The organism is Streptomyces sp. CRN 30, assembly GCF_034105845.1.
Genome location: NZ_JAVRHI010000222.1, coordinates 19,680 through 32,822, shown reverse-complemented (window position 1 = coordinate 32,822; position 13,143 = coordinate 19,680). Strand labels below are relative to the sequence as shown.

Here is a 13,143-nt window from a genome sequence, read left to right as displayed (position 1 = left end):
GGTGCTGAAGCGTTCCGTCGGACGGGCCTCGTTCAGCTCGTCCTGCCTACGGAGCCACATCGGCACCAAGTAGGCGGCCCAGGCCCCGACGATGACTGCGTAGATGAGGCCGCTGCTGCTCACGCCTCACACGGTAGAGGGGTTTGCGTGAGGCCATCTGCCAATTGCGCCGGTGTGTCGCACGATCTGGCTGATATTTCGAGCTTTTTTTGTGACCGATGCGATCAGCGGCCCGGCTGGACCGCGTAATTAACGCTTTGAGACGGTCGACAGCCGATCAACTTCGAACATTTATTTCATTTATGAGTCCGGTTACCCGGCGTCACCCGCATTCTCGAACATAAGTGCGGGTTACGCGGTGTTCCGGGGCGTGTCACGGGGCGTGTCGCGCGCCCGGGCGCTGCGCCAGCGGGCCAGGAGACCGTCCGGCACCTCCTCGGCGGTGAGCGCGAAGACGAGGTGGTCGCGCCAGGCGCCGTCGATGTGGAGATAACGGGGACGGAGGCCCTCCTCACGGAATCCCAGTTTCTCCACGACACGGCGGCTCGGTTCGTTCTCCGGGCGAATGCAGACTTCGACGCGGTGCAGACCGACCGTACGGAAGCAGTGGTCGACCGCGAGCGCCACGGCCGTCGGCATCACGCCCCGGCCCGCGACCGCCTCGTCGATCCAGTACCCGACGTGCCCGGAGCACATCGAACCCCAGGTGATCCCGGCGACCGTCAGCTGCCCGGCGAGCCGCCCCCGGTACTCGACGACGAAGGGCAGCATCCGGCCCGCGCCCGCCTCACGGCGCAGATGACGGACCATCTGGCGGTAGGTCGGCCGGTGCACGACCGGACCGCTGGGGGTCGGCGGCGGGATGGTCGCCTCCCAGGGGCGCAGCCAGTCCCGGTTGCGCCGGTTGACCTCCCGCCAGGCCTGCTGGTCGCGCGCCTTTATCGGCCGGAGGACGACATCGCCGTCCGCCAGCACGACGGGCCAGGTTGGGCTGTTCAGCTCGCACCCCCACCGGGTCGTGGGTGGTCGCCGCCGCGGATCTGGTCCACGGCGTGGACCAGGAGGGGCTCCAGTACGGCCAGGCCGTCCCGCACCCCGCCGGTGGAGCCCGGCAGATTGACGATCAGCGTGCCCCCGGCGACCCCCGCGAGCCCCCGCGAGAGCGCGGCCGTGGGCACCTTCTCCCGGCCGTACGCCCGGATGGCCTCGGCGATGCCCGGCACCTCGCGGTCGAGCACGCTCCGGGTCGCCTCCGGTGTGCGGTCGGTGGGTGAGACGCCGGTGCCGCCGGTGGTGACGACGACGTCGTAACCGGCCTGCACGCCGACGCGCAAAGCCTCCTCCACGGGATCCCCGTCGGGTACGACCCACGGCCCGTCCACGGCGAAGCCGGACGTCCGCAGCCCCTCCGCGACCAGCGGGCCGCCCCTGTCCTCGTACACGCCCGCGGAGGCGCGGTTGGAGGCGGTCACGACCAGGGCCGCGTACGGCGCGCCGAGGGCGGGGCCGATCGGGGGATCGACGGGCGCCGTCATGCCCGGCTCCAGTCGCCGGACTTGCCGCCGGTCTTCTCCTCCACGCGTACGTCCGTGATGACCGCCCCCTTGTCGACCGCCTTGACCATGTCGATCACGGTGAGCGCCGCCACGGTGACCGCGGTGAGGGCCTCCATCTCCACGCCCGTGCGGTCGGTCGTCTTCACGGTGGCCCGGATGTCGACGGCGTCGTCCGCCACCGACAGGTCCACCTTGACACCCGCCACCGACAACGGGTGGCAGAGCGGGATGAGGTCGGGCGTACGCTTGGCGCCCATGATGCCCGCGATGCGCGCGGTGGCGAGGGCGTCACCCTTGGGCACCCCCTCCCCGCGCAGGAGTTCGACCACGCGGGGTGACACCAGAACCCGCCCGCTCGCGCGCGCGGTGCGCGCGGTGACGTCCTTCCCGGATACGTCGACCATGCGGGCGGCACCCGCCTCGTCGATGTGCGTCAGTCGGTCCTGCGTACTCATGTGGTGTGGCGCTCCCGGTCAGGGCGTTTCGCGGTGCGGCGCGTGGCCTCGTCGTGCGCGACACGGTACCCCCAAGCGGGGACTCTCACCCGAGGAGGACCACCTCTACCTCGGTGCCGGGCTCCACCGCTTCCACGTCCTCGGGGACGACGATCAGCGCGTCGGCCCGGGCGAGGGCCGCGACCAGGTGGGAGGAGGCGCCTCCGACGGGGGTGACCGAGCCGTCGGCGTACGTGCCGCGCAGGAACTGGCGGCGGCCCGCGGGCGAGGTCACCGTCCCCGGGGCGCGCAGCGTCGCCCGGACGGTGGGCCGGTGCAGGTCCGTCAGGCCCATCAGGGCACGGATCGCCGGCCGGACGAACAGCTCGAAGGAGACGTACGACGAGACCGGGTTGCCCGGCAGCGCGAGCAGGGGGGTGTGGTCGGGGCCGATCGTGCCGAAGCCCTGCGGTTTGCCGGGCTGCATGGCGAGCTTGCGGAACTCCACGCGGCCGCCCGCCCCGTCCTCCTCGTCGCCGACGGACTGGAGGGCCTCCTTGACGACGTCGTACGCCCCCACGCTCACCCCGCCGGTGGTGACGAGCAGGTCGGCGCGGACGAGCTGGTCCTCGATCGTGGAGCGCAGGACGTCGGCGTCGTCGGTGACGGCGCCGACCCGGTAGGCGATGGCGCCGGCGTCGACGGCGGCGGCCGTGAGGGCGAAGCTGTTGGAGTCGTGGATCTGGCCGGGGCCCAACGCCAGGCCGGGCTGCACGAGTTCGCTGCCGGTGGACAGGACGACCACGCGCGGCCGCGGGCGGACCCGCACCGTGCCGCGTCCGATCGAGGCGAGCAATCCGATCTGCGGCGGGCCGAGGACGGTGCCCGCCGTGAGCGCCAGGTCACCGGCCCGCACGTCGCTGCCCTTCGCGCGCACGTGCGCGCGTGCCTCGGCCGCGCGGTGCACCTGCACCTGCCCGGTGGCGCCCTCGGGGTTCGCGCTGTGGGCGCGCATCCGGGAGGCGGGGCCCTGGCCGAGGCCGCCGTCGGTCCACTCGACGGGGACGACCGTCTCGGCGCCGGGCGGCAGCGGGGCGCCGGTCATGATGCGGGCGGCCTCGCCCGGGCCGACGTGGGGCTGCTCGCCCTGGCCCGCGGCCACGTCCCCGATCACCGTCAGGACGGCCGGGTACTCCTCGCTCGCGCCCGCGACATCGGCGACCCGTACCGCGTACCCGTCCATGGAGCTGTTGTCGAAGGGCGGCAGCGACAGCGGCACCATGACGTCCTCGACCAGGACGCAGCCCTGGGCGTCGAGGAGTTGCAGCTCGATGGGTTCCAGGGGGCGGACGCCGGCGAGGATGTCCTCCAGGTGCTCGGTCACCGACCAGAGGTGGTCCCGGCCGGTGTCGTGGGGCGCGGCGCTGCTCAACGTGGCTACATCTCCTCGGCTACGTAACTGCGGAGCCAGGTCCGGAAGTCCGGGCCCAGGTCTTCACGTTCGCACGCGAGTCTGACAATGGCACGCAGGTAGTCTCCGCGGTCGCCGGTGTCATAGCGGCGGCCCTGGAAGACGACGCCGTGCACGGGGCCGCCCACCTTCTCGTCGGCGGCGAGCTGCTGGAGGGCGTCGGTGATCTGGATCTCGCCGCCGCGGCCGGGCTCGGTCTCGCGCAGGATGCCGAAGATCCGCGGGTCGAGGACGTAGCGGCCGATGACGGCGTAGTGGGAGGGGGCGTCCGCCGGGTCCGGCTTCTCCACCAGGCCCGTCACCTTGACCACGTCGCCGTCCGCGGTGGGCTCCACGGCGGCGCAGCCGTAGAGGTGGATCTGCTCGGGGGCGACCTCCATGAGCGCGACGACGCTGCCGCCGTGCCGCTCCTGCACCTCGATCATGCGCTGGAGCAGGGGATCACGCGGGTCGATCAGGTCGTCGCCGAGGAGGACGGCGAAGGGCTCGTCGCCGACGTGCGGGGCGGCGCACAGGACGGCGTGGCCGAGGCCCTTGGGGTCGCCCTGGCGGACGTAGTGGATCATCGCGAGGTCGCTGGACTCCTGGACCTTGGCGAGGCGGTCGGCGTCGCCCTTCTTCTCCAGGGCCGACTCGAGCTCGTAGTTCCGGTCGAAGTGGTCCTCCAGGGGCCGCTTGTTGCGGCCGGTGATCATCAGGACGTCGTCGAGACCCGCGGACACCGCTTCTTCCACCACGTACTGGATCGCCGGCTTGTCGACGACCGGCAGCATCTCCTTGGGAGTGGCTTTGGTGGCCGGCAGGAAGCGGGTGCCGAGACCGGCTGCGGGGATGACAGCCTTGGTGATCCTGGGGTTCGACTCAGTCATGAACGAACCTTATCCGGTGCCTTTGTGCGTCCTCTGTGGCTCCGGTTAATTCACTCTCATATGAACGAGTTCGGAACAGTACGGGAGCAATGTGTGAGCCGGATCGGACACGATGCCGAGCCTGACAAGCGAAAGTTGCGACGAGCGATCCTCTCGGTGAGGAACGGGTTGCCGGCGGATGACGTGCGCGGGACGGCGGACGCCCTGGCGCGGCACGCCCTGGAACTGCCCGAACTCGCCCGCGCGCGCACGGTCGCGGCGTACGTCTCCGTCGGCGGCGAACCGGGCACCCTCGCCCTCCTCGACACCCTGCACGCGCGCGGGGTGCGGGTCCTGCTGCCCGTGCTGCTGGCCGACGACGACCTGGACTGGGGCGTGTACGAGGGGGCGGACCACCTCGTACGGGTCCGGTACGGCGGCCGGATGACCCTCCTGGAACCCGCGGGCGAGCGCCTCGGGCCGGAGGCGGTGACGGAGGCCGACGCCGTGCTGCTGCCCGGCCTCGCCGTCGACTCCCGCGGTGTGCGCCTGGGCCGCGGCGGGGGCTCGTACGACCGTGTGCTCGCCCGGCTGGAGCGCGCGGGGGCCGGTCCGGCGCTGCTGGTGCTGCTGTACGACTCCGAGGTCGTCGACCGCGTACCGCGGGAACCCCACGACCGGGCGGTGCACGCGGTGGTGACACCGTCGGGCGTACGGCGCTTCCGGCCGCCCGCCTGAGGCGTGCCGTGCGCGTGGTGCACGTACACGGGAAGGGCCCTCACGCGCGTGCGTGGAGGGCCCTTCCCGTCAGGCGGGGCGCGGTGTCACGGTTCGAGCACCAGGGTGTCGCTCGTGCTCTTCTCGACCGCGTCCTTCGTGAAGGACCACGGCAGCAGTTCACCGTCGGCCCACTTGTCCGTCTGGTCGGTGTAGTGGGCGCTGTAGGCGTGTCCGGAGGCGCCGGTGAGGTTGATCCACCGCGACTTGTCGAGGTCGTCGAGGTTGACGACCATCCGCATCGACGGCACCCAGACGACGCCGTAACCGCCGGCCGCGTTCCAGCCGGTCGCGTTGACCGTCGCCTCGCCGCCGCCGAGCTCCCAGGGGCCGCGGTTGAGCATCCGCCGCAGGATGCCGGGGCCCTCGGTGCCCAGCGTCTGGTTCTTCAGGAACAGGCGGTGCAGCCGGCCCCAGGTCCAGGTGTCGACGTCCTTGCCGAGCTTGGCCGTCAGCTCCCACCGGGCGTCCGTCAGGGCCCGCTCGAACAGCTCGTCCCGGGTGTTCGCGGCCTCGGCGGTGCGCGTCGCCGGCGCCGACCACCAGTCGTTGTCCTCGTCGTCGAGGATCCGGCGGACCACCTCGAACCAGCGGTCGCCGCCGTCCGGCTGTGCCTGGTCCGCGTCGCGCTCGCCGCACTCGCGCACCTTCTGGCCCTCGTCGGCCGGGCCGGTGCCGGTCGGCTCGACGTACAGGCACTGCCCCTTGACCCGCAGCTCCTTGGGCATCTTGTCGCCGAAGGCGAGCTCCAGGATGTTGCGCCAGACCGCGTTGAAGTAGGCGGCCGCCGCCGAGTCGGCGTCCTGGGTGTAGTCCCAGCCCTCCAGGAGCTTCTGCGTCTCGCGGACGTCCTTGTCGTCGACGTCGACGGCGAGCAGCTTGGGCACCAGCAGGCGGGCGATCTCGCTGCTGTTGTCCAGCTGCATGAGGCGCATGTCCTCGGTCGAGACCTTGCCGCCGCCCTTGATCTTCGACTCGATCAGGTCGGCGATCCGCTGGCTGCGCGTGCCGTAACCCCAGTCCGCGGTGAGCGTGTGGGGGTACGCCTCCTCGTCGACCACGGCCTGGTTGGCAGTGACGATGTAGCCGCGCTCCGGGTTGTACTCGAAGGGCAGCTCGTCCTGGGCGATGTAGTCGGTCCAGCGGTAGGCGGGGTCCCAGCCGGGCGCCGGGACGGAGCCGTCGCCCTCCGCGCGCGTGGGGATCTTCCCCGGCAGCTGGTAGCCGATGTTGCCGTCGGTGTCGGCGTAGACCAGGTTCTGCGAGGGCACGTCGAACAGGGCGGCGGCCTCGCGGAACTGCGTCCAGTCGGCCGCCCGGTTCAGCGCGAAGACGGCGTCCATGGAGGTGCCCGGGTCCAGCGCGGTCCAGCGCAGCGCGATGCCGTAGCCGTCACCGCGGTCGGGGGCGGCGGTCTCCACGGTGGCCTTCCTGCCGACCTCGACGAGCTCGTCGTTGCGGTCGGAGAGCAGGGGGCCGTTGTTGGTGGTCCGGACGACGATCTTCTTCGAGCTGCCGCCGGCGACCTTGATGGTCTCCTCGCGGGTCTCGAACGGCACCACCTTGCCGTCGTACTCGTAGCCCTCGCCGGTGAGCTTCTCCAGGTACAGGTCCGTGACGTCGACGCCGGAGTTGGTGAAGCCCCAGGCGATGTCCTGGTTGTGGCCTATCACCACGCCGGGCATGCCCGCGAAGGTGTAACCGGAGACGTCGTACCGGCACTTGTCGCTGATCTCACGGCAGTGCAGGCCCATCTGGTACCAGACGGACGGCAGCGAGGCCGTGAGGTGCGGGTCGTTGGCGAGCAGCGGCTTGCCGGTGATGGTGTGCGCACCGCCGACGACCCAGGAGTTGGAGCCGATGCCGTTGCCGTTCACGCCGACGGCCTCGGGAATGTCCTCGAGGACGCTGTAGAGGCCCGTGAGCTGCGTCTGGAGGGCATCGGAGCTGCCGCCGACGCCCGTGCCGGTCCCGGTTTCCGTGCCGACGCCGGTGCCCGTGCCGGTCCCGGTGCCCGTCTCCGTACCCGTACCGGTCTCCGTGCCCGTACCCGTTCCCGTTCCCGTGGAGCCGTCCGCGCTGCCCGTCCCGGTCCGAGTCTCGGAGAACTCGTCGTAGCTCCCCTCCTGCACGATCGCCGTGTTCCGGTCGTACGGGTAGTCCGGGTACAGGTCGGCGATCTGCTGGGGGCCGAGGCGGCTGGTCATCAGGGCGCGGTCGATCTCGTCCTGCATGTTGCCGCGCAGGTCCCAGGCCATCGCCTTCAGCCACGCGACCGAGTCGACGGGCGTCCACTCCGCGGGCTCGTAGTCGTTGGTGAGGCCCAGGGCCGCGTACTCCAGGGAGATGTCCGCGCCGTCCTTGCCCTTCAGGTAGGCGTTGACGCCCTTGGCGTACGCCTGGAGGTACTTCTTGGTCTCGTCCGAGAGCTTGGTCTCGTACTCCTCCTCGGCGACCCGGCTCCAGCCCAGCGTGCGCAGGAACGCGTCGTTGTCCACCTGGCCCTTGCCGAACATCTCGGACATCCGGCCGGAGGTCAGGTGGCGGCGCACGTCCATCTCGTAGAACCGGTCCTGCGCCTGGACGTAGCCCTGCGCCATGAACAGGTCCTCGTCGGAGTCGGCGTAGACCTGCGGGATCCCGTAGTCGTCGCGTCTGACCTCGACCTGCCCGGACAGGCCCTCCAGCTTGAGGGAGCCCTCGGTCTGCGGGAAGGAGGCACGCACGGTACTGACCGACCAGTACCCGCCGTAGACGATGCCTCCGATGACGGCCAGCACCAGGACGAAAACGATCAGACGGGCTTTGCGCCCCTTCTTCCTGCCGGACTTGCCGGGCTGCTGACCGGAAGAGGCGGTGGTGTTGGGGGGCATCGCTGTCCTTGCTGTCCTAACGCGAGCGGCAGGGCGGGCTGTGCTTTCTCTTCAGCGCGTGCTTCGTACTCGGCGCTGAGCGCTGGAGCAACCATAGGCGCAGGGCCGGGCCCGACTTGACGCGGAGTCGGTCAACGAGCGCACACGGACGTTCGATCATGCCCGCCCGACCGTCAAGAAAGTGTCAAGAGTTAGGTAAGGTAACGAAGTACCTTGGACCGAAGTGCGTGCCGACGGCCGGCTCCGGCTCGCGAGGTCATCTGCCCGGCCCGGCGAGAAGGGAACAGCCCCTGACTGTCCACGACCTCAACCAGCTCCTGCTCATCTGCTCGGTCGTCCTGCTCGTAGCGGTGGCGGCGGTCCGCATATCCTCGCGCAGCGGTCTCCCCAGCCTGCTCGTCTACCTGGGCATCGGCGTCGCCATGGGCCAGGACGGCATCGGTGACATCCACTGGGACAACGCGGAGATGACCCAGGTCATCGGCTACGCGGCCCTCGTGGTGATCCTGGCCGAGGGCGGACTCGGCACCAAGTGGCGCGAGGTCAGACCGGCCCTCCCGGCCGCCAGTTCCCTGGCGCTGGCCGGGGTCGCGGTGAGCGTCGGCGTCACCGCGACGGGCGCCCACTACCTCATCGGGCTCGACTGGCGGCAGTCACTGATCATCGGCGCGGTGGTGTCCTCCACGGACGCGGCCGCGGTCTTCTCCGTGCTGCGCAGGATCCCCCTCCCCGCGCGCGTGAAGGGTGTCCTGGAGGCCGAGTCCGGCTTCAACGACGCCCCGGTGGTCATCCTCGTCGTCTCCTTCTCCGCCGCGGGCCCCGTCGAGCACTGGTACGTCCTGATCGCCGAGATCGCGCTGGAGCTGGCCATCGGCGCGGCCATCGGCCTCGCGGTGGGCTGGCTCGGCTCCTTCGGGCTGCGGCACGTGGCCCTGCCGGCCTCCGGGCTCTACCCGATCGCCGTCATGGCCATCGCGGTCACCGCCTACGCGGCCGGGGCGATGGCCCACGGCAGCGGCTTCCTCGCCGTCTACCTGGCCGCCATGGTCCTGGGCAACGCCAAGCTGCCGCACTCACCCGCCACGCGCGGCTTCGCCGAGGGACTCGGCTGGATCGCCCAGATCGGCATGTTCGTGCTGCTCGGGCTGCTCGTCACCCCGCACGAGATGGGCGACGACATCCTGCCCGCCATCGTCATCGGCCTGGTGCTGACCATGGTGGCCCGGCCGCTGAGCGTCGTGATCGGCCTGCTGCCGTTCCGGGTGCCGTGGCGGGAGCAGGCCCTGCTGTCCTGGGCCGGACTGCGCGGCGCCGTACCGATCATCCTCGCCACCATCCCCATGGTGAACGGTGTCGAGGGCAGCCACCGGATCTTCAACATCGTCTTCGTCCTGGTCGTCGTCTACACCCTCGTCCAGGGACCGACCCTGCCCTGGCTGGCGGGCAAGCTGCGTCTCGGCGAGGGGGCCGAGGCCGCCGACCTCGGCATCGAGTCGGCGCCCCTGGAGCGGCTCCGCGGACACCTGCTGTCCGTCGCGATCCCGGAGGGCTCCAAGATGCACGGCGTCGAGGTGGGCGAGGTGCGGCTGCCCACGGGCGCCGCGGTCACGCTCGTCGTACGGGACGGGACGTCGTTCGTGCCCCTGCCGACCACCGTGCTGCGGCGCGGCGACGAACTGCTCGTGGTGGCCACGGACCCCGTCCGGGACGCCGCGGAACAGCGCCTGCGGGCCGTCGGACAGGGCGGCAAGCTGGCGGGCTGGCTGGGGACGGGCGGCGACGGCGTACGTGCGTGAGCCGCACGCGGGGGAGCGGAGGGACCAGGGAGGGACGAGGGTGGAACGAAGGCGGGTCGAGGGAGGTACGAGGGCGGGACCAGGGAGATACGAGGGCGAGGCGAGGGAGGTACGAGGGCGGGTCGAAGGTGGAACGACAGCTGTGCAGGAACTCGTCTTTGTATACGATGAACGCGCACCTTGATCGGACCACCTCTGCCTGACGCAGGGCTGGCGCGACCGTAAGGCGGCCGGGACGCCCCACGGGCGGGCGCCGGTATCTACCGCAGTACGCGCGAGAGGACAGCCCTCGGCTCCCGAGCCCCGCACACGGGTTCGCGCTACCAGGCGGCAGAAAGGCACGGGCCGTGGCATCCACGGTCACCTCGACGTCGTCCCGCCCGGGTTACGGGCAACTGCTGCGCACCCGCGGCGCCTGGACGTTCCTGCTCCCCGGCTTCGCGGCGCGCCAGCCGTTCGCGATGCTGACCCTCTCCATCGTGCTGCTGGTGCAGCACACCACCGGCTCGTACGGGGCGGCCGGCGCCGTGGCCGCCGTGACCGGTGTCTCCATGGCGCTCTGCGCGCCGTACAGCGGCCGCCTCGCCGACCGCCACGGACAGCGGGCGGTGCTGGTCCCCGGCGTCCTCCTGCACACCCTCGCTGGCCTCTCCCTCACCGGCCTGGCCCTGGCGGACGCCCCCCTGTGGGCCCTGTTCGCCGCCGCGGTGCCCACCGGCGCCTCGGTACCGCAGGTCGGGCCCATGGTGCGGGCCCGCTGGGGCGTGAAGCTGCAGGGCTCGCCGCTGATGACGACGGCGGCCGCCTTCGAGTCCGTCACCGACGAGCTGACCTTCGTACTCGGCCCCCTGCTGGCGACCGCGCTGTGCACCGCCGTCGACCCTGCGGCCGGGCTGGTCACCGAGGCGGCCCTGACGCTGGTCGGCGGACTGCTGTTCGCCGCACAGCGCGGGACGCAGCCCACCCCCGCCGCCGCGGGGCACGCGCGCGTGCGGCACGATCCGGCACTGCGGGTGCCCGGGGTGCGCGTACTGATCGTGACGTTCCTGGGGATCGGCACCGTCTTCGGCGGCATGCAGGTCTCGCTCGCCGCGTTCACCGAGTCCATCGGCGAGCCCGGCCTGAACGGTGTCCTGTACGGCGTCTTCGCCGCGGGCAACATGCTCTCCGGCCTCGTCTGCGGCGCGATCGCCTGGAAGGTCGCCCCGCAGCGGCGCCTCGTCGTCGCGTACGCGGCGCTCGCGCTCACCGCGTCCGGACTGTGGGCCGCCCACTCCGTCCTGCTCCTCGCCGGCCTCGGCCTGCTGGTCGGCATGTGCATCGCACCCGCCCTGATCACCGGCTACACGCTGGTCGAGAACCTGGTCGCGGCCGGTGCCCGCACGGAGGCCTTCACCTGGCTGACCGGTGCCGTCGCGCTGGGCCAGGCCGCCGCCGTCACCGTCTCAGGCCAGCTGGAGGACCGCCTGTGGAGCGGGGCCGGATTCCTGGTGCCGATGGCGGGTACGGTGCTCGCCCTGGTGACCCTGGTGTCCCTGCGCTCACGCCTCACGGCGCCGTCCCGGGAGCACACGGTGGCGCGTGGCGTCGGTCACCGCAGCCCGGTGGCAGTGGACTGATCCACGGGAATACGTCACTATGGACCGTCGTTAGCACTCATCGAGTGAGAGTGCCAGGAGGAAGACACAGTGCCGACGTACCAGTACCAGTGCACCGAGTGCGGTGAGGGCCTCGAAGCGGTGCAGAAGTTCACCGATGACGCCCTGACCGAGTGCCCCAACTGCAGTGGCCGCCTGAAGAAGGTGTTCTCCGCGGTCGGCATCGTCTTCAAGGGCTCCGGCTTCTACCGCAACGACAGCCGCGGTTCGTCGTCGAGCAGCAGCCCGGCGTCGTCCACCAAGTCGTCGGCCTCGTCGTCCTCCTCGGACTCGTCGTCGTCCTCTTCGACGAGCTCGTCCTCGTCGTCGGGTTCGTCGTCCTCGAGTTCGTCGTCCTCGTCGTCCTCGTCCTCGAGCAGCAGCTCGGCCGCGTAAGCGGTTCGGACAGCCGGCCACCCGGACACCTCACGTTCCGCGTCTCGCGAGCACCCCGCCGTCCCAGGACGGCGGGGTGCTCGGCGTTGCCGGGCCCCGGTTAAGGTGCGGGCATGGCGAACACGGGCAACGGCGCGGCCGAGATAGGCGTCATCGGCGGATCCGGCTTCTACTCCTTCCTCGACGACGTCACCGAGGTACAGGTCGACACCCCTTACGGGCCTCCCAGTGACTCGGTCTTCCTCGGCGAACTCGCCGGACGCCGCGTCGCCTTCCTGCCCCGTCACGGGCGCGGTCACCACCTGCCGCCGCACCGCATCAACTACCGCGCCAACCTCTGGGCGCTGCGGTCGGTCGGCGTGCGCCAGGTGCTCGGCCCGTGCGCGGTGGGCGGGCTGCGGCCGGAGCACGGACCGGGCACCCTGCTCGTACCGGACCAGCTGGTGGACCGTACGAAGTCCCGGGCGGGCACGTACTTCGACGGACTGCCACTGCCCGACGGCACCGTCCCCAACGTCGTCCACGTCTCGCTCGCCGACCCGTACTGCGCCACCGGCCGCAAGGTCGCGCTGGAGGCGGCGCGCGGACGGGACTGGGAGCCGGTGGACGGCGGCACGCTGGTCGTCATCGAGGGGCCGCGGTTCTCGACACGCGCCGAGTCGCTGTGGCACCAGGCGCAGGGCTGGTCCGTGGTGGGCATGACGGGCCACCCCGAGGCGGCCCTCGCCCGCGAACTGGAGCTCTGCTACACCTCGCTGACCCTCGTCACCGACCTCGACGCGGGCGCGGAGACGGGTGAGGGCGTCTCGCACGAGGATGTGCTGCGGGTGTTCGCCGCGAACGTCGACCGGCTGCGCGGCGTGCTGTTCGACGCGGTGGCCGCGCTGCCGTCCGGTGAGGCGCGGGACTGCCCGTGCGGCAAGGCACTGGGTGGCATGGACCCGGGCTTCGAGCTGCCGTGACCGGGGGCGGCGCGGGCTGATTTCCTCGTTCCGGTGAGGGAGTTCTCCCCAGGCCGCCCGTTGTCCACGGGCTCCGACGAGCGTCGCGAAGAAGCCTCATCGTGGGACCGCAAGCCGATCTCACGCAGCAGGTGGTGGCCTCGTGTCTTCTTCTCGCCCTTCTCCCGCTTGCCCTCCTTCCCTCCCTTGTCCTCCTTCTCCCCCTTGCCGCCCTTCTCCCCCTTCTCTCTCCTCTCCCCCTTCTCTCCCCTCTCGCCCTCTCCCTCCCTCTCGTTCTTCGCCTCTCTCCGCCTCCTCCGTTCCGTCCGTTCCGTCCGTTCCGTCGACCCGCGAGGTTCCCTCCTTCCCTCCGCTGCGGGCGCGCGGAGCGCGGTTGCGGCGGCTGGTGAGGTG

Annotated in this window: 11 protein-coding genes; 5 read left to right on the top strand and 6 right to left on the bottom strand. The window is 71.2% G+C overall.

From position 1 onward, the window contains the following. Positions 1–351: 351 nt before the first annotated feature. From UW392_RS23970 to galU, 5 genes are all read right to left on the bottom strand, one after another. Positions 352–975, bottom strand: a complete 624-nt coding sequence (locus tag UW392_RS23970; protein ID WP_320777162.1) for a GNAT family protein — start codon at positions 973–975, stop codon at positions 352–354. Between the two features lie 20 nt (positions 976–995). Beyond that, positions 996–1,535 (bottom strand): molybdenum cofactor synthesis domain-containing protein, encoded by a 540-nt coding sequence (locus UW392_RS23965; RefSeq protein ID WP_320777161.1) that lies wholly within the window; start codon positions 1,533–1,535, stop codon positions 996–998. Next, positions 1,532–2,011, bottom strand: a complete 480-nt coding sequence (gene moaC / locus UW392_RS23960) for a cyclic pyranopterin monophosphate synthase MoaC (protein ID WP_320777160.1) — start codon at positions 2,009–2,011, stop codon at positions 1,532–1,534. The genes UW392_RS23965 and moaC overlap by 4 nt, the downstream gene beginning before the upstream one ends. An 85-nt stretch (positions 2,012–2,096) precedes the next feature. Beyond that, positions 2,097–3,422, bottom strand: a complete 1,326-nt coding sequence (gene glp, locus UW392_RS23955) for a gephyrin-like molybdotransferase Glp (RefSeq protein WP_320777159.1) — start codon at positions 3,420–3,422, stop codon at positions 2,097–2,099. Positions 3,423–3,427: 5 nt separating this feature from the next. Beyond that, entirely contained in the window at positions 3,428–4,330 is a 903-nt protein-coding gene (galU, locus tag UW392_RS23950; RefSeq protein WP_320777158.1) for a UTP--glucose-1-phosphate uridylyltransferase GalU, read from the bottom strand. A 60-nt stretch (positions 4,331–4,390) separates the two neighbouring features. On the opposite strand from galU, the gene UW392_RS23945 reads away from it, so the two are divergent. After that, the gene (locus tag UW392_RS23945) at positions 4,391–5,047 is read left to right on the top strand and encodes a 5-formyltetrahydrofolate cyclo-ligase (RefSeq protein WP_320777157.1); all 657 of its coding nucleotides are present in this window, start codon (positions 4,391–4,393) and stop codon (positions 5,045–5,047) included. An 86-nt stretch (positions 5,048–5,133) separates the two neighbouring features. Here UW392_RS23945 and UW392_RS23940 read toward each other — a convergent pair whose 3' ends face one another. Continuing rightward, positions 5,134–7,959, bottom strand: a complete 2,826-nt coding sequence (locus UW392_RS23940; protein ID WP_320777156.1) for a penicillin acylase family protein — start codon at positions 7,957–7,959, stop codon at positions 5,134–5,136. Positions 7,960–8,117: 158 nt separating this feature from the next. Here UW392_RS23940 and UW392_RS23935 point away from each other — a divergent pair, with 158 nt between their 5' ends. The 4 genes from UW392_RS23935 (at position 8,118) to UW392_RS23920 (ending at position 12,750) form a co-directional block, all read left to right on the top strand. Then, complete coding sequence (locus UW392_RS23935; RefSeq protein ID WP_414496665.1) at positions 8,118–9,755, top strand: potassium/proton antiporter; 1,638 nt, start codon at positions 8,118–8,120, stop codon at positions 9,753–9,755. A gap of 347 nt (positions 9,756–10,102) precedes the next feature. Then, positions 10,103–11,374, top strand: coding sequence for an MFS transporter (locus tag UW392_RS23930; protein WP_320777154.1), 1,272 nt, complete (start codon positions 10,103–10,105; stop codon positions 11,372–11,374). A 69-nt stretch (positions 11,375–11,443) separates the two neighbouring features. Then, on the top strand, positions 11,444–11,788 hold the full coding sequence (locus tag UW392_RS23925) for an FmdB family zinc ribbon protein (protein WP_320777153.1): 345 nt from the start codon (positions 11,444–11,446) through the stop codon (positions 11,786–11,788). Positions 11,789–11,901: 113 nt separating this feature from the next. Further along, the gene (locus UW392_RS23920; RefSeq protein ID WP_320777152.1) at positions 11,902–12,750 is read left to right on the top strand and encodes an S-methyl-5'-thioadenosine phosphorylase; all 849 of its coding nucleotides are present in this window, start codon (positions 11,902–11,904) and stop codon (positions 12,748–12,750) included. Positions 12,751–13,143 lie beyond the last annotated feature (393 nt).